The 15612-nt window shown below is 71.5% G+C and carries 15 protein-coding genes; 2 read left to right on the forward strand and 13 right to left on the reverse strand.

The features are described from left to right. Positions 1-106: 106 nt before the first annotated feature. Complete coding sequence (locus RWK90_RS01460) at positions 107-1492, forward strand: DUF349 domain-containing protein (RefSeq protein WP_314033970.1); 1386 nt, start codon at positions 107-109, stop codon at positions 1490-1492. Between the two features lie 97 nt (positions 1493-1589). On the opposite strand, the gene RWK90_RS01465 is transcribed toward RWK90_RS01460, so the two are convergent. From RWK90_RS01465 to pgsA, 9 genes are all read right to left on the reverse strand, one after another. Beyond that, positions 1590-2174 (reverse strand): hypothetical protein, encoded by a 585-nt coding sequence (locus RWK90_RS01465; protein WP_314033972.1) that lies wholly within the window; start codon positions 2172-2174, stop codon positions 1590-1592. Further along, entirely contained in the window at positions 2162-3730 is a 1569-nt protein-coding gene (miaB, locus tag RWK90_RS01470) for a tRNA (N6-isopentenyl adenosine(37)-C2)-methylthiotransferase MiaB (protein ID WP_314034730.1), read from the reverse strand. The genes RWK90_RS01465 and miaB overlap by 13 nt, the downstream gene beginning before the upstream one ends. 26 nt (positions 3731-3756) lie before the next feature. Next, a complete protein-coding gene (locus RWK90_RS01475; RefSeq protein WP_314033974.1) occupies positions 3757-4395 on the reverse strand; it encodes a regulatory protein RecX in 639 nt (212 codons plus the stop codon). Further along, positions 4395-5498 (reverse strand): recombinase RecA, encoded by a 1104-nt coding sequence (recA, locus tag RWK90_RS01480; protein ID WP_314033976.1) that lies wholly within the window; start codon positions 5496-5498, stop codon positions 4395-4397. Before recA ends, RWK90_RS01475 begins: the two co-directional genes overlap by 1 nt. Before the next feature lie 224 nt (positions 5499-5722). Then, positions 5723-5917 (reverse strand): DUF3046 domain-containing protein, encoded by a 195-nt coding sequence (locus tag RWK90_RS01485; RefSeq protein WP_314033978.1) that lies wholly within the window; start codon positions 5915-5917, stop codon positions 5723-5725. Between the two features lie 68 nt (positions 5918-5985). Continuing rightward, complete coding sequence (locus RWK90_RS01490) at positions 5986-6813, reverse strand: PspA/IM30 family protein (protein WP_396230251.1); 828 nt, start codon at positions 6811-6813, stop codon at positions 5986-5988. Positions 6814-6919: 106 nt separating this feature from the next. Next, positions 6920-7234 carry a helix-turn-helix transcriptional regulator gene (locus RWK90_RS01495; RefSeq protein ID WP_314033980.1) on the reverse strand — a complete coding sequence of 105 codons (315 nt, stop codon included), beginning with the start codon at positions 7232-7234 and terminating at the stop codon, positions 6920-6922. A gap of 16 nt (positions 7235-7250) precedes the next feature. Further along, positions 7251-7808: a nicotinamide-nucleotide amidohydrolase family protein gene (locus RWK90_RS01500; RefSeq protein ID WP_314033982.1), complete on the reverse strand. Its 558-nt coding sequence runs from the start codon at positions 7806-7808 to the stop codon at positions 7251-7253. Between the two features lie 10 nt (positions 7809-7818). After that, on the reverse strand, positions 7819-8406 hold the full coding sequence (gene pgsA, locus RWK90_RS01505) for a CDP-diacylglycerol--glycerol-3-phosphate 3-phosphatidyltransferase (RefSeq protein ID WP_314033984.1): 588 nt from the start codon (positions 8404-8406) through the stop codon (positions 7819-7821). An 87-nt stretch (positions 8407-8493) separates the two neighbouring features. Between pgsA and RWK90_RS01510 the strand changes: the two genes are divergently transcribed. Continuing rightward, a complete protein-coding gene (locus RWK90_RS01510) occupies positions 8494-8784 on the forward strand; it encodes a YciI family protein (protein WP_314033986.1) in 291 nt (96 codons plus the stop codon). Here the strand turns inward: RWK90_RS01510 and RWK90_RS01515 are convergent. The 4 genes from RWK90_RS01515 to dapA all read right to left on the reverse strand — a co-directional run bounded on the left by RWK90_RS01515 (position 8781) and on the right by dapA (position 15582). Further along, positions 8781-11675, reverse strand: coding sequence for a DNA translocase FtsK 4TM domain-containing protein (locus RWK90_RS01515; protein ID WP_314033988.1), 2895 nt, complete (start codon positions 11673-11675; stop codon positions 8781-8783). The genes RWK90_RS01510 and RWK90_RS01515 overlap by 4 nt on opposite strands. 61 nt (positions 11676-11736) lie before the next feature. After that, positions 11737-12393, reverse strand: a complete 657-nt coding sequence (locus tag RWK90_RS01520) for a TIGR03085 family metal-binding protein (protein WP_314033990.1) — start codon at positions 12391-12393, stop codon at positions 11737-11739. A 4-nt stretch (positions 12394-12397) separates the two neighbouring features. Then, positions 12398-14638, reverse strand: a complete 2241-nt coding sequence (locus RWK90_RS01525) for a ribonuclease J (RefSeq protein ID WP_314033992.1) — start codon at positions 14636-14638, stop codon at positions 12398-12400. Continuing rightward, positions 14635-15582 carry a 4-hydroxy-tetrahydrodipicolinate synthase gene (gene dapA, locus RWK90_RS01530; protein ID WP_314033994.1) on the reverse strand — a complete coding sequence of 316 codons (948 nt, stop codon included), beginning with the start codon at positions 15580-15582 and terminating at the stop codon, positions 14635-14637. Before dapA ends, RWK90_RS01525 begins: the two co-directional genes overlap by 4 nt. Between the last annotated feature and the right edge of the window lie 30 nt (positions 15583-15612).

Genomic DNA, 15612 nt, shown 5'->3' on the forward strand with positions numbered 1-15612 from the left:
CACACTATGAGGGTGCCGTCCCGGGTCTGGTCCGGGCGGTGAGGCGACGACCGGTGCGATCCCGGCGACGGTGCCGTGACACGCGGCAGAAGGAAATGAGGACGAGATGACCGAGCAGTCACCCACCGCCGCGGGCGGAGCGAACGACGGCGGTGCCGCACCGGCACCGGGTCCGCGACCCGGGCCCCGGCCGGGGGCGCCGTCACCGGCGGCGCTTGCCCGGAAGGTGGCGCCGCGGCCGAGTCCCGCGGCCGATCAGCGGGCGGCGCGCGGCTCCGACCCGGCGCAGTGGGGTCGGGTCGACGAGACGGGCGCCGTGTTCGTGCGTACCGCGGACGGTGAGCGGCAGGTGGGGTCGTGGCAGGCGGGCGCTCCCGAGGAGGGGTTGGCCCACTTCGGGCTACGGTTCGACGACCTGGCGGCCGAGGTCGCGCTGCTCGAGGCACGGCTGGATTCGCACCCGCAGGACGCCCGTAAGACGCGCGCCTCCGCGGAGACGCTCGCGGAGCAGATCCCCACGGCCGCGGCGGTGGGCGATCTCGATTCCCTGGCCGCCAGGCTCGCCGTCGTCGTGGAGCGGTCGACCGAGGTGGAGGAGACCGCTCGTCAGCGCAAGGAGGAGCAGCGCGCGGCCGCGATCGCCCGCAAGGAGGCGCTGGCGGCCGAGGCCGAGGAGATCGGCGCGTCCTCGACGCAGTGGAAGGCCGCGGGGGATCGTCTCCGCGACATCCTCGAGGAGTGGAAGACGATCCGTGGGATCGATCGAAAGACGGACGATGCGTTGTGGAAGCGTTTCTCGCGGGCCCGGGAGGCGTTCAACCGTCGTCGCGGCTCCCACTTCGCGGAGCTGGATCGCAACCGGGCGTCGGTGAAGCGGGTCAAGGAGGATCTCGTCGAGCGGGCGGAGGCGCTGTCCGGGTCGACCGAGTGGAACGACACGGCGACCGCGTTCCGCAAGCTCATGGACGAGTGGAAGGCCGCGGGCCGGGCGCCGCGCGAGGCGGATGACGCGCTGTGGAAGCGGTTCAAGGCCGCCCAGGACTCGTTCTTCGACGCGCGGCACGCGGCAGCCGCGGAGCGTGATGCCGAGTTCGAGGAGAACGCCCGCGCCAAGGAGGCACTGCTGGCCGAGTTCGAGGGCCGGATCGACCCGGCGGCCGATCTCGCCGCCGCCCGGTCCACGCTGCGGGAGCTCCAGTCGCGCTGGGAGGAGATCGGCAAGGTCCCGCGTGAGCAGATGGGTCGTCTCGAGGGCCGGATCCGGGCGCTGGAGAAGGCGGTCTCGGATGCGGCCGACACGGAGTGGCGCCGCACGGACCCGGAGGCCAAGGCCCGCGCCGGCCAGTTCTGGGATCGTGTCCGGGACTTCGAGGACCAGGCGGCGAAGGCGGACGCGGCGGGCAGGGCCCGGGACGCGGAGAACGCCCGCGCCCAGGCGGCTCAGTGGCGTGAGTGGGCGGAGGCCGCGGAGAAGGCGGTCGACACCCGCTGACGCGGACCGGGCCGCACACGGTCCGAGAGGTACGACCGAGCCCGGCCGGGAGATCGGCCGGGCTCGGTCGTCCGCGCGGGCGTGCTCTGCGACGCGGTCAGTTCCCGTCGCCGTACCGGGCGGCCTCCTCGAGCCTGCGCTGCTCGGGCGTGCGCGACCAGAGCACGGCGGCGAGGGTCGCGACGAGGCCCAGGACGAGCAGTTCGCTGAGGTAGAGCCCGATGCCGGGTCCGCCGAAGTCCTGGATGTCCGGGTTGGGTCCGCGGCCGGACTGCCGCAGCCAGATCGCCAGGACGCCGTAGACGGCGGCCACGCAGGCGGTGCTCCACGCGATGCCGGCGGCCCACCACTTCTGCGACAGGATCATCACCGCGCCGAACACGATGGTGCCGACGGAGTACAGCAGGACGAACAGGTGCGACGGCAGCGAGGTGTACTGCTGGCTGGCGGCGTCGGTGAAGAACAGGACGTCCAGACCTCGGACGCCGTCGCTGTGCGGGAGCGCGAGCGCGGCCGCCAGCAGGACGATGAGGACCGCGGAGGCGAGGTAGGCGCGCCCGATCACGAGGGTCCGGCCGAGGATGCGGTCCTTGGAGCGCAGTTCCGATTCCGCGTTGCGGGTGACCTCCATGATCCCCGCGATGGGGTCGGGTCGGTCGTCGTCGGTGCTCACGTGGGGCATCCCTTCTCGGTGGTGGCGGCGGGGACGGTCTCGCGGCGCAGGGTGGGCAGTCCGAGCCCGACCCCGATGGGCGGCGTCTCGGGCTTGCGTCCCTCCGCGTGGCGGTCACCGGCACGGGTGGCGCGGTAGCTCAGGACGCCGTCGTCGGCGAGCAGGTGGTGCGGGGCCGCCGCGGTGACGCGGGTGGTGATGACATCGCCGGGGCGCACCCGGTCGGCGGACTCGCCGACCCGGGCGAAGTGGACGAGGCGGCCGTCGCGGGCGCGGCCGGTCATGCGGGCGGTGGCCGCGTCCTTGCGGCCCTCGTCCGCGGTGACGAGCAGCTCGACGACACGGCCCACCTGGGCCTGGTTCTCCTCGAGGGTGATCCGCTCCTGGAGTGCGATGAGGCGTTCGTAGCGCTCCTGCACGACGGCTTTGGGGATCTGCTCGTCCATGGTGGCCGCCGGGGTCCCCGGGCGGGGTGAGTACTGGAACGTGAAGGCGCTGGAGAACCGGGCCTTCTCGACCACGTCGAGGGTGGCCTGGAAGTCCTCCTCGGTCTCACCGGGGAAGCCGACGATGATGTCGGTGGTGATGGCGGCGTGCGGCATGGCCGCACGGACGCGGTCGATGATCCCGAGGAACCGCTCCGAGCGGTACGAGCGGCGCATCGCCCGCAGGATCCGGTCGGAACCGGACTGCAGGGGCATGTGCAGCTGGGGGCAGACGGTGGGTGTGGCGGCCATGGCCTCGATCACGTCATCGGTGAACTCGGCCGGGTGCGGCGAGGTGAACCGGATCCGCTCGATGCCCTCGATCCGGCCGGCCGCGCGGAGCAGTTTCGCGAAGGCGCCCTTGTCGGACGGCTCCTCGGGGTCGTGGAAGGACCGACCGTAGGCGTTGACGTTCTGGCCGAGGAGCGTCACCTCCAGGACGCCCTCGTCCGCGAGGGCCTGCATCTCGGCGAGGACCTCGCCGGGGCGCCGGTCGACCTCCTTGCCCCGCAGGGAGGGCACGATGCAGAACGTACAGGTGTTGTTGCAGCCGACGGAGACGGACACCCAGCCGGCGTACGCGGAGTCGCGGGTGGCGGGCAGGGTGGACGGGAAGTGTTGGAGCGACTCCGCGATCTCCACCTCGGCCCGCTGGTTGTGGCGGGAGCGGTCCAGCAGGGTGGGCAGGTGCCCGAGGTTGTGGGTGCCGAACACGACGTCCACCCAGGGGGCCCGGGAGACGACGACGTCCTTGTCCTTCTGCGCCAGGCAGCCGCCGACGGCGATCTGGAGGCGCGGGTTGGCGTCCTTCCACGGCCGGAGGTGACCGAGGGTGCCGTAGAGCCGGTTGTCGGCGTTCTCGCGGACCGCGCAGGTGTTGAACACGACGAGGTCGGGAAGCGTGCCGGCGGCCGGGTCGGCCTCGCCCTCGAACGGCACGTAGCCGGCGGCGTCGAGCACGCCGGAGAGGCGCTCCGAGTCATGGACGTTCATCTGACATCCGAACGTGCGCACCTGGTAGGTGCGACGGTCGACGCCCTCGGCGGGGTCGTCCTGCGCCGCCGGATGAATGTCGGTCACGAGAGAATCCACGCAGGCCAGGGTACTCAGCGGGAGGCGTGGCTCGCCAATTCGGCGTCCACGACCGACATCGCCAACCCCGTGGGATAACCCCGCCGGGCGAGGAACGCGACCAGGCGCCGCCGCTCCCCCTGTGCCTCCGGCCCCGAGACCGCCGCGGCGGGGCGTCGCTCCAGCCGGGCGCGCACCAGTTCGGACGCCTGACGGCGTTCGTCGGACTCGTCGATCCCGGAGACCGCGTCGGCGATGTGTCCCTCGGCCACGCCCTTGTCCCGCAGTTCCCGCTCGAGGGCCCCGCGCGAGCGCCCGCGGCGCCGGCGACGGCCACGGACCCACTCCGCGGCGAAGTCGGCGTCGTCGAGAAGGCCCCAGGCGCGGACGCGCTCGAGTGCCTCGGACACCGCCTCCGGCGCGAACTCCTTGGCGAAGAGGCGCTGCCGGAGTTCGTGTTCGCTACGCGGACGGTGACGCAGCAGACGCAGGGCGGCCGTCGCGGCCTCGTGGGCCTCCGGGGCCAGCGGCGGCAGGTCCGCGGAGCTAGAGGCGCGGGACTCGACCGCGGCGATCGCGGCACGCAGCGCCGACGCGTCGAGCACGGTCCCGTCGGGCGCGGACTCGGCGACGTGCTGCTGCGCCGCGCCCGACCGGGTCGACCGGCCGGCCATCAGAAGTCGACGGGCACCACGTCGATCGGCGCGTCCGCGTCGGACTCCGCCTCGATCTCCGCGATCTCCGCACCCGCTCCGATGTTGAGCTTGTCCAGGATCTTGCGTTCGATCTCGTCCCGCACCGACGGGTTCTCCTTGAGGAACCGGCGGGCGTTCTCCTTACCCTGGCCCAGCTGGTCCTGGCCGTAGGTGAACCACGAACCGGACTTCTTGATGAAGCCGTTGTCCACGCCCATGTCGATGAGCGAACCCTCGCGGCTGATGCCCTCGCCGTACAGGATGTCGAACTCGGCGATCTTGAACGGCGGGGCGACCTTGTTCTTGACGACCTTGACCTTGGTGCGGTTACCGACGGCGTCGGCACCGTCCTTCAGGGTCTCGATACGACGCACGTCCAGCCGTACCGAGGCGTAGAACTTGAGCGCCTTACCGCCGGTGGTGGTCTCCGGCGAGCCGAACATCACGCCGATCTTCTCGCGTAGCTGGTTGATGAAGATGGCGGTGGTGCCGGTGTTGTGCAGCGCACCGGTCATCTTGCGCAGCGCCTGGCTCATGAGCCGGGCCTGGAGGCCGACGTGGCTGTCACCCATCTCGCCCTCGATCTCCGCCCGCGGCACGAGCGCCGCGACCGAGTCGATCACGAGGATGTCTATCGCACCGGACTTGACCAGCATGTCGGCGATCTCCAGCGCCTGCTCGCCGGTGTCGGGCTGCGAGACGATGAGGTTGTCCGTGTCCACCCCCAGCTTGCGGGCGTACTCCGGATCCAGCGCGTGCTCCGCGTCGATGAACGCCGCGATGCCGCCGGCCGCCTGGGCGTTGGCCACGGCGTGCAGCGCGACCGTGGTCTTACCCGACGACTCGGGGCCGTAGATCTCCACCACACGACCGCGCGGGAAACCGCCGACGCCCAGCGCCACGTCGAGCGACAGCGCACCGGACGGGATGACCTGGACCGGCGGCCGGGTGTCGTCGCCCAGACGCATCACGGAGCCCTTGCCGTACGCCTTGTCGATCTGCGCCAGGGCCAGCTCCAGCGCCTGCTCGCGGTTCTGGGCGGCTCCGGGCTTGCCCGGTCCCGCCTTGCTCTTGGCTGCCATCTGATGCTCCGTTCCTACTGCGACCCCCGGCATCCGGCCGGGCGGTCTGTGTGGTCTTCACTCGCGGACGTTAGCGGCCGGGTACGACACGAACGTCTCGCGCCGGGCCCGACGACCACCCCCTGTGGAGGCGGCCCGCCCTGTGGACGGCCGAGCCGCCTTCACGTGGCCTCCAGTGTAGGCGAACGGATGTTCGAGGTCGAGGGACACGCCGGACGAGTCGTCTAGCGCAGACGTTCGGGCACGTCGAACTCGTCGCACAGCGCCAGCCAGACCTGTTTGACGGACTGCCCCCCGTCGATCGCCTCGTGTGCGGTCCGTCCCCCGCAGGCGGCCAGGTGGTGTGAACGCACCAGGTGGTCCGCGCGCAGCTCCCCGAACGCCTCCACCGTCCGGGCCCGGAATTCGGTCAGAGTCACGACTCACCCTCCCCTGCGGACGACGACGGGCCGCCGGCACGCATCGCCGGCGGCCCGTGGCCGCGAGATCACTGCTGTTCGGACTGCGCCTGCTGCGACTGCTGCGACGGCGTGGCGGGCTGGCCCTGGCCGAGCTGGCCGGCGGCGCCGGTGCCCTGACCGAGCTGACCGCCCTCGGCCTTCATCGACGCGCGGATCTGCTCGAGGCGGCTGTGCCCGGCCATCTGGGTGGAGGCCTGCTCCACCTCCATCATCCGGCCCTGCACCGAGTTCTGCGCGAGCTCCGCGGACCCGAGCGCGTTGGCGTAGCGACGTTCGATCTTGTCGCGGACCTGGTCGAGGTTGGGGGTGTTGCCACCCGCGGACAGCTCCGACATCGACTGCAGGGAGGCACTGACCTGCTCCTGCATCTTGGCCTGCTCCAGCTGGCTGAGCAGCTTGGTGCGCTCGGCCACCTTCTGCTGCAGCACCATCGCGTTCTGCTCGACGGCCTTCTTGGCCTGCGCGGCGGCCTGCAGCGACTGGTCGTGCAGCCCCTTGAGGTCCTCGACGTTCTGCTCGGCGGTCACCAGCTGCGCGGCGAACGCCTCCGCCGCGTTCTCGTACTCGGTGGCCTTCTGCAGGTCCCCGTTGTTGCGCGCCTGCTCGGACATCTGCAGCGCCTGCCGGGTCGAGCCCTGCAGCTTCTCGATGTCCGCGAGCTGACGGTTCAGCTTCATCTCCAGCTGGCGCTGGTTGCCGATCACCGCCGCGGCCTGCTGCGACAACTGCTGGTGCTGGCGCTGCGCGTCGGCGATGGCCTGCTGGATCTGGACCTTCGGGTCAGCGTTCTCGTCGATCTTCGAATCGAACAACGCCATGAGGTAGCGCCATGCCTTGGTGAACGGATTGGCCATCGCTGCGTAGTGTCCTTCTGCCGATTCGGACGACGGGTCTCGTCTACGGTACCGAACAACGCCCTGGTGCGACCACCGGGCGGCGTTGCCTCGTGATGGGGGCGGCTCAGGCCGCGAGCACGGGCTCCGCGATGGTCCCGGGGGGCGAGACCTCGAGCGCGGCCCTGATGAGGATCTCGCCCAGGGACACGTCGAGCGCGCCGGAGATCGAGGCGAGCAGTTCGCTCGACGCCTCCTTGCGGCCGCGCTCGATCTCCGAGAGGTAGCCGGGGCTCACGCGGGCCGCGTCGGCCACGTCACGCAGGGTCCGACCCGACTCCCCCCGCAGTCCGCGCAGGACCGTCCCCAGGGTCTCGCGCAGCAGAGGCGGACGCCCGGGCTGGTCCGGTCGGGGCAGTGTGGTCATCTGGATGTTCGGCATCACGGGGTATAACGCCTCAGCTCCCGGATTCGTTCCCGGCGTCGTCGTCGCCCCGTCGATCCCCACCGGCGGCGGTGACGAGCAGCCCCAACGCCGCCTCGCACGCCGCGCGGCGGATGGCGGCGCGGTCCCCGGGGAGCGAGAGGGGCACCGACCATGCCGGCCGGCCCGGGACGGACAACCCCACGTACACGGTCCCCACCGGCCGCCCCTCCTGGGTGTCCGGCCCGGCGACGCCGGTCAGCCCCACCCCCACGTCGGCGCCGCAACGCCGGGCCGCGCCCACCGCGAGCGCCCGGGCGGTCTCGGGCGACACGGCGCCGTGCCGGTCGAGGACCTCCGACGGCACGTCGGCGAGCTCGTGCTTGAGCGACGTCGCGTAGACGATCAGCCCCCCGCGCAGCACGGCGCTCGCCCCGGGCACCTCGGCGACCGTCGCGGCGACCAGTCCCGCGGTGAGCGACTCCGCCGTCCCCAGGGTCCACCCGCGCGCCCGGAGCGCGCCGACGGCCGCCCGCGCGGCGGGAGACGGTGCGTCGGATGAGGGCGCGGCGGATGAGGGTGCGGCGTCCACGACGGCCGCCTCAGCTCCGGACGAGGGCGGCTCGCCTGGCCTTGACCAGGTAGTCCACGCCCGTGTAGACGGTCAGCACCACCGCCACGCCCATGACGAGCCATTCGGCCGGCCAGGCCCACTGGGGCAGAGGCAGGACCAGCATGCCCACACCGAGCGTCTGGGTCACCGTCTTGAGCTTGCCGCCCCGGCTCGCGGCCACCACGTAGTCCACCCCGAACAACCGCCAGAGGGTGATCCCCACCTCGCGCACGAGGATCACCACGGTGACCCACCAGAACAGCTCGTCGACCAGCGACAAGGAGATGAGGGCGGCCGAGATGAGCGCCTTGTCGGCGATCGGGTCGGCGATCTTGCCGAAGTCGGTGACCAGTCCGAGCCGCCGGGCGAGGTAGCCGTCGACGTAGTCGGTGAGCATGGCCACGGCGAAGACGACGAACGAGCCGACCCGCCACCACGGCTCCTGGGCGCCGGCGACGAAGAACATCACGACGAACACCGGGACCAGGACGATCCGCAGCACCGTGAGGACGTTCGCGATGTTGAGGACGGGGACGTCGGCGGCGGGTCGCCCGTCCTCGCGCGTGGAAGCAGTCACCCCCACACCTTAGCGAGGGCCGGGCGAATACCCTCGGTACCGGGCGCACCCGCGCCCCGTGCCAGGACCCCCGGGAGAGAGACACCCATGCCGCTGTTCGCCGTCACCTACCGCTACTCGGATGCCCAGACGGAGGCCCGGGAGGCCAACAAGCCGGCCCACCGCGAGTGGCTGGACGCGCAGGTCACCGCCGGCGCCATCCGGTCCGTGGGACCGTTCGTCGACGGGTCCGGGGCGTTGCTGCTCGTGGAGGCCGACGACGACGAGGCGGCGCGATCGCTCGTGAACGACGACCCCCACTGCCTGCGCGGACTGGTCTCGGAGATCACCGTGCGGGAGTGGATGCCCGTGTTCGGGGAGTTCTCCCGGGGCCGTTAGCCGACGGGCGTCTCCGCCGGCGCGTCCAGCTCGGCGGGCTGCTCGCCGGGGTCGTCCTCCGGCGGCGTCCCGCCCTTGATCATCCACAGCACGGACGCCAGCTCCTCCGGCTTGACCAGGACCTCGCGCGCCTTGGACCCCTCCGAGGGGCCGACGATGTCGCGGGACTCCATGAGGTCCATGAGCCGGCCGGCCTTGGCGAAGCCCACCCGCAGCTTGCGCTGGAGCATCGAGGTGGAGCCGAACTGGCTCGAGACCACGAGTTCCACCGCCGCGAGCAGGTCGTCCAGGTCGTCGCCGATGTCGGAGTCGATGTCCTTCTTGCCGTCGTCCTTGGCTGCGGTGATCGACTCGTCGTACTCGGGCTCGGCCTGGTTCTTGGCGTAGTCGACGACCTCGTGGATCTCCTCGTCGGTGATGAACGCGCCCTGCATACGGATGGGCCGCGACGCGCCCATCGGGATGAACAGGCCGTCGCCCATACCGATGAGCTTCTCCGCGCCCGCCTGGTCGAGGATGACCCGCGAGTCGGTCAGCGACGAGGTCGCGAACGCCAGGCGGGAGGGCACATTGGTCTTGATCAGACCGGTCACCACGTCCACCGAGGGACGCTGCGTGGCGAGCACGAGGTGGATGCCGGCCGCGCGCGCCTTCTGGGTGATCCGCACGATCGCGTCCTCGATGTCACGCGGCGCGGTCATCATCAGGTCGGCGAGCTCGTCCACGACGGCGACGATGTACGGGTACGGGCGGTAGACGCGCTCGCTGCCGGGCGGCGTCGTGATGGCCCCGGACTTGACGCGCTCGTTGAAATCCGTGATGTGGCGCACGCGGGTGGACTTCATGTCCTGGTACCGCTGCTCCATCTCCTCGACGAGCCACGCCAGTGCCGCGGCCGCCTTCTTGGGCTGCGTGATGATCGGCGTGATGAGGTGCGGGATGCCCTCGTACGGGGTCAGCTCGACCATCTTGGGGTCGATGAGGATGAGCCGGACCTCGTCCGGGGTCGCACGGGTCAGCAGGGACACCAGCATCGAGTTGACGAAGCTGGACTTACCCGAGCCGGTCGACCCGGCGACCAACAGGTGCGGCATCTTGGCCAGGTCGGCGGTGACGAAGTCGCCCTCGATGTCCTTGCCGAGGCCGATGAGCATCGGGTTGTGCTTGCCGGCGGTCTTGGGGTCGGTGAGGACGTCCGCGAGCCGCACCAGCTCGCGGTCGAGGTTGGGCACCTCGATGCCGACCGCGGACTTGCCCGGGATGGGCGCGAGGAGCCGCACGTTGTCCGTGGCCACCGCGTAGGCGATGTTGCGGTGCAGCGCGGTGATCTTCTCGACCTTGACGCCCGGGCCGAGCTCGACCTCGTAGCGGGTCACCGTCGGGCCGCGGGTGAAGCCGGTGACCGCGGCATCGATCTTGAACTGCTCGAGGACGCCCTGGATGGCCTCGATCATCTGGTCGTTGGACTCGCTGCGCGCCTTGGGGGGATCGCCCGCGGTGAGCAGGGTGACCGGCGGCAGGGAATAGTCGACGCCGCTGAGCAGCTGGGTCTGCGAGTCGAGCCGCTCGGTGTCGCTCTCGACCTCGGCGGCCGTGTGGGTCGACGGGGTGTTGGTCTGCGGCACCGTGGTGCTGTCCACCACCGGTGTCGGCGTCGCGGCCGCCCGCTGTGCGGCCCGGGCGGGGGCGGCGGCGCGCGCCTGACCGGCGCGAGCGGGCTCCGCGGCGGCGACGCCGTCCTCGGCGGGCTCCTCGCCGACCGGCAGGACCTCGGTGCGGCGCGGCGCCCGACGGGTGCGTGTCGGCGCCGGGGCGTCGTCGAGCCCGGTGGCCGGTTCGTCGGGTATGTCCGTTCCCGGGGCGTCGCGCTGCGGTGCGGCCGTGCGGGAGGCGCGCGGCATCTCGACCGTCTCGCCCGTGGTGGGCGTGTCCGACCAGGCCGCCACGCGCCGACGGGAGCTGCGCCGGGACGCGGCGTGACCGGGGTCCTCGTGCGCCGTGGTCTCGGCGATCGGGTACGCGGTGGTGGCCTCGTCGTCCCAGTCCTCGGCCATCTCGTCGTAGTCGTGGTCGACGATGTCGCCGCTACCGTCCCACCCGAAGAAGCCCCGGACGATCCCCGGGATCTCGCGGGCGGGGCGACCCACGATCACCAGGAGCCCGAACGCGACGAGGAGCACGAGAAGCGGGCCCGCGACGAAGACCGATAGTCCGGCTTCGAGCGTCCCCCCGACGATGCGACCGAGAACCCCGGCGCCGGAGCGCACGCCCTCGGGATCCGTCGGCGAGCCCGACCCCAGATGCCACAACCCGAGTACGCCGAGCGCGGTCACGGTCGCGCCGACGAGCCAGCGCGAGTGCACGTCCGGACGCGGCTCGCGTGCCATGACGAGCACGCCCCAGCCACCGAGCAGCAGGGGCAGCAGGGCGCCGGGGGTGCCAACTACCGTGCGGATGCCGGTATCGATCCACTCCCCCACCGGACCCGCCGCACCGAACCAGACCGCGCCGGCGAAGACGATGGCGACGCCGATGAGGATGAGCCCGAGACCGTCACGTCGGTGCGGAGGGACCACCCTGTCGTCGTCGTGGTCCCCACCCCGCAGGCCACGGACACCGTGGCCGACGCCCTTGGCCATCGCGGACCACCCACCACGCAATCCACGCCCCACGGCGCCGAACGCGCCGGACGTCCGCTCGGGCGCGGCCGGGGTCTGCCGTGCGTGACCGCGCGAGCCCTTCTTGGGCGTGGAGACCACCGCACCCCGGCGGGATCCGCCGCCCCGGGACGACGACGGGGTGGACGCGGTGGACCGCTTCGCTCCTGACGTCGAGGCCGGACGTCGGCCGCCGGGGGCACGGGTGGATCGCGCGCTCGAGGTGGATGCCATGACCGTCACTCTATCGTCTCAGGCAACACAGGTAACAGGAGCCACACGGGCCGGGGGCGGTTCAGAGGCCGCGTGGCACGGCCCGGAGCGCGTCGATCCCCCGCTGTGCACCGGAGATGTCGATCTCGACCTCGTCGCGCCCGAACGCCCACAGCAGCATCTCGACCGGATCGGCCGAGACGCTCACCAACGGCGCCAGGGCGGCCCCGGTCGACACCGGCGAGATCCGGGGCGAACCGACGTCCCCGGGGGCGCGCAGGTCGACGCGGGCCCGGACCTTGCGGAGGAAGGTCCGGGCCACCGTGGTGGCCAGCGACCAGACCCGTTCGAGGTCCTCGACGGGGAAGTCGCGGGGGGTCCAGCCGGCGGACCCGCGGCGTACGTCCTCGTGGTGCACCAGGTACTCGGCCGTGTTGGCCACGCGGTCGGCGTAGCGCAGGGGCGAGTACCAGGGTGCCCCCGCCGCGATGGTGGCGAGGAGCTCGTCCCACGGTCGCTCGGCCTCGCGGAGCCTGATCTGCTCGAGCCGGTCCGCGAACGCCGGGACGACGACCCCGGCCGCCGCGTCGGGCCGCCCCTCCCGCACGATGAGATGGGCGGCCAGGTCCCGGGTGGTCCACCCCTCGCACAGCGTCGGGGCGTCCGGCCCCACGGCGCGCATCGTCTCCACGAGAGCGCTCCGCTCCCGCTGGGCCAGACTGGGACGGTCGGGACGCACGGACTCAGACCTCGGCGACGGCGGAGGTGATGACGGTCGGCACGATCATCGGCTTACGGCGCCACCTGTCCGACACCCAGCGGCCCACGGTGCGCCGCACCGCCTGGGCGATCCGGTACGGATCCGTCTCGCCCTCGCCCGCGAGGTCCCACAGGGCGTTCTCCACCAGCTCGACGACCGGTGCCAGTGCCCCCGGCTCGTCGGTGAAGCCCTTGGCGATGATCTGCGGCTTGCTCACCGGTCGGCCGGTGCGCGGGTCCACCACGACGGTGGCCACGATGAAACCGTCCTCGCTCAGGGCGGTGCGGTCGGCGAGGACGGTGTCGCCGACATCGCCGGTCGACAGGCCGTCGACGTAGAGGTTGCCGACGGGGATCTGTCCCACCACGGAGGCCTTGCCGTCGACCAGTTCGACGACGACGCCGTTCTGTGCGAGCACCACGTTCTTCTCGGGAACCCCGGTGGCCACCGCGAGCGCCTTGTTGGCACGGAGGTGACGCCACTCGCCGTGGACCGGCATGGCGTTCTTCGGGCGGACGGCGTTGTAGATGAAGAGCAACTCGCCGGAGTAGCCGTGACCCGAGACGTGGATGTCGGCCTCGCGGCTCGTGACCACGTTCACGCCCATCTGCGACAGGCCGTTCTGGACCCCGTAGACGGACTCCTCGTTGCCCGGGACGACCGAGGAGGAGAACAGGACGGTGTCACCCTCGGAGAGGTTGATCTGCCGGTGCTCGCGGCGGGCCATCCGGGACAGTCCGGCCATCGCCTCGCCCTGCGTACCGGTGGTCATCACCAGAACCTTCTCGGAGGGGAGCTTCGCGGCGGTGTCCATGTCCACCAGGACCCGGTCGGGATCGGTGAGCAGCCCCATCTCGAGGGCGATCTCCATGTTGCGGAGCATCGACCGTCCGGTCAGCGCGACCTTGCGGCCGGTGGCCGCGGCCGCGTCGACGACGGACTGGACGCGGTAGACGTTGGAGGCGAAGCAGGCCACCACCACGAGCTGGCGCGCGTCGGCGATGAGCCGCTGCAGGGCCGGCCGGACGCCGGACTCCGACGGGCTGATCCCCGGGGTCGTGGCGTTCGTGGAGTCAAGCAGCAGGAGGTCGATCCCCTCGTCGCCGAACCTCGACATCTTGGGCAGGTCGGTGGGGCGCTTGTCGGTCGGGAGCTGGTCGAGCTTGATGTCGCCTGACATCATCACCGTGTTGTCGCCGGCCTTGATGACCACGCCCAGGCACTCCGGGATCGAGTGGTTGACGTCGAAGTAGCGGACCTGGAACTTGCCGAGGTCACTGACGCTGGACTCGTCGACGGTCCGGAACACGGGCTTGATCCGGTGCTCCTGGCACTTCGCCGCCACCAGCGCCAGGGTGAACCTGGAACCCACCACGGGGATGTCCGGGCGCAGCTTGAGCAGGAACGGGATGGCCCCGATGTGATCCTCGTGCGCGTGCGTGAGAACGAGCGCCTCGACCTGGTCCAGGCGGTCCTCGATGTGTCCGAAGTCGGGCAGGATCAGGTCCACGCCGGGCTCGGTGGAGCTCGGGAACAGCACGCCGCAGTCCACGATGAGCAGCTTCGAGTCGTACTCGAAGACCGTCATGTTGCGCCCGATCTCCGAGATGCCGCCGAGCGCCACGATGCGCAGGGCGCCCTTGCGGGGCTTCGGGGGGCTGGGCATGCGCACGGTCATGTCGCCGCCCTGCATGGTCTTGACGCCGCCGAACTCGGCGGTCGAGGTGTCCCCGCGACCGCGCCCACGGCCGCGTCCGCCCCGGCCCCGGCCACCGTTCTGGCCGCCTGCGTCCTGACCCCCGCCGTTCTGTCCGCCGGACTTCTGGCCGCCGCCGTTCTGGGCGCCGGCCTTCTGACCGCCGCCGTTTCCGTTCTGGGCGCCGTCCTGACCGCCCGAGGCGCGGCCGCGCCCACGGGAACCCCCGCGGGAGGAGTCCTGCCGCGACCGACCCTGATCAGCCTTCTGGTCGCTCGCGCCGTTCTCGGACCCGCCGGTGTCGGCCTTGCTCTGGCCGCCCCGCTGCCCCTGGTCCTGCTTGTTCTTGTCCTGCTGGCCCTTCTCACGTCCGGCCCGGGACGGTGCCGACTCCGCGGCGGGCGCCTCGGCGGCCGGGGTCGGCTCGGTGAACTGCACCGCGGTGGCCGGTGCCGGCTCGCCCGAGGGGCGACCCGCGGCGCGGCGTGTACGACCGCGTCCGCGGCCGGTGGAGGAAGATTCCGTCATCTGGTGACTCCTGCTCTGAGCAGTAGCGCCTTCAGCGCCTCTGTCTGCTCGTCGGTGGGTGGTAACTGCGGGAGTCGCGGCACTCCGGCCGGGACCCCGAGAAGTTCTAGTGCTGCTTTGGACATCGACACGCCGCCGAGCGCCCGCTGGGCGTCGAAGAGCGGGAGGAGTCCGAGGTTGATACGGCGCGCCGTCTCGATGTCGCCCGACAGGAACGCGCGCCGCATCTCGACCAGCCGCGGTGCGGCCACGTGGCCGATCACGCTGACGAAACCGGTCGCGCCGACCGCCAACCACGGGAGGTTGAGCTGATCGTCGCCCGAGTAGTAGACGAGATCGCAGTGCGACATGACGGTGATCGCGTCGTGGAAGTCACCCTTCGCGTCCTTGACCGCCACGATGTTCGGGTGGGCGGACAGTCCGATCAGGGTCTCCGCCTGGATCGGGACCACCGATCGCGGGGGGATGTCGTAGAGCATCACCGGTCGGTCTGTCGCGTCGGCGATGGTGCGGAAGTGGGCGTCCAGGCCCGCCTGGGTGGGCTTGGAGTAGTACGGGGTCACGACGAGCAGCCCGTGCGCCCCGGAGGCGGCGGCCTGACGGGCCGCGTGCACGGAGTGCGCCGTGTCGTAGGTCCCGACGCCCGCGACGATCGTCGCCCTGTCCCCCACCGTGGCGAGAACGGTCTCGAGGACCGCGATCTTCTCCGCGTCGGTGGTGGTGGGCGACTCGCCCGTGGTCCCGGACACGACGAGACCGTCACAACCGGAGTCCACGAGATGTCGCGCGACACGTGCGACGGCGTTCAGATCGACGTAACCGTCGGCTCCGAACGGGGTCACCATCGCCGTGACGACCGTGCCGAACGGCGCCGGGCGCCCTGGTTCGACGGGGGTCGGGCCGCTACCGGCCGCGGTCGGCCCCCCGGTGGTCACGTGTGTCATGGTCTTCCAGGGTACCCGCAGCGGTCGGCG

Source organism: Dietzia sp. CH92 (assembly GCF_032248695.1).
Lineage (GTDB): Bacteria > Actinomycetota > Actinomycetes > Mycobacteriales > Mycobacteriaceae > Dietzia.

Coding starts and splice junctions, on each gene's coding strand:
- RWK90_RS01490 (WP_396230251.1), bottom strand. CDS start 6,813: ATGGCCAATCCGTTCACCAAGGCATGGCGCTACCTCATGGCGTTGTTC.
- RWK90_RS01475 (WP_314033974.1), bottom strand. CDS start 4,395: ATGGCCGGCCGGTCGACCCGGTCGGGCGCGGCGCAGCAGCACGTCGCC.
- RWK90_RS01510 (WP_314033986.1), top strand. CDS start 8,494: ATGCCGCTGTTCGCCGTCACCTACCGCTACTCGGATGCCCAGACGGAG.
- dapA (WP_314033994.1), bottom strand. CDS start 15,582: ATGACACACGTGACCACCGGGGGGCCGACCGCGGCCGGTAGCGGCCCG.
- recA (WP_314033976.1), bottom strand. CDS start 5,498: ATGGCAGCCAAGAGCAAGGCGGGACCGGGCAAGCCCGGAGCCGCCCAG.
- RWK90_RS01495 (WP_314033980.1), bottom strand. CDS start 7,234: ATGCCGAACATCCAGATGACCACACTGCCCCGACCGGACCAGCCCGGG.
- RWK90_RS01525 (WP_314033992.1), bottom strand. CDS start 14,638: ATGACGGAATCTTCCTCCACCGGCCGCGGACGCGGTCGTACACGCCGC.
- RWK90_RS01460 (WP_314033970.1), top strand. CDS start 107: ATGACCGAGCAGTCACCCACCGCCGCGGGCGGAGCGAACGACGGCGGT.
- RWK90_RS01465 (WP_314033972.1), bottom strand. CDS start 2,174: ATGCCCCACGTGAGCACCGACGACGACCGACCCGACCCCATCGCGGGG.
- RWK90_RS01515 (WP_314033988.1), bottom strand. CDS start 11,675: ATGGCATCCACCTCGAGCGCGCGATCCACCCGTGCCCCCGGCGGCCGA.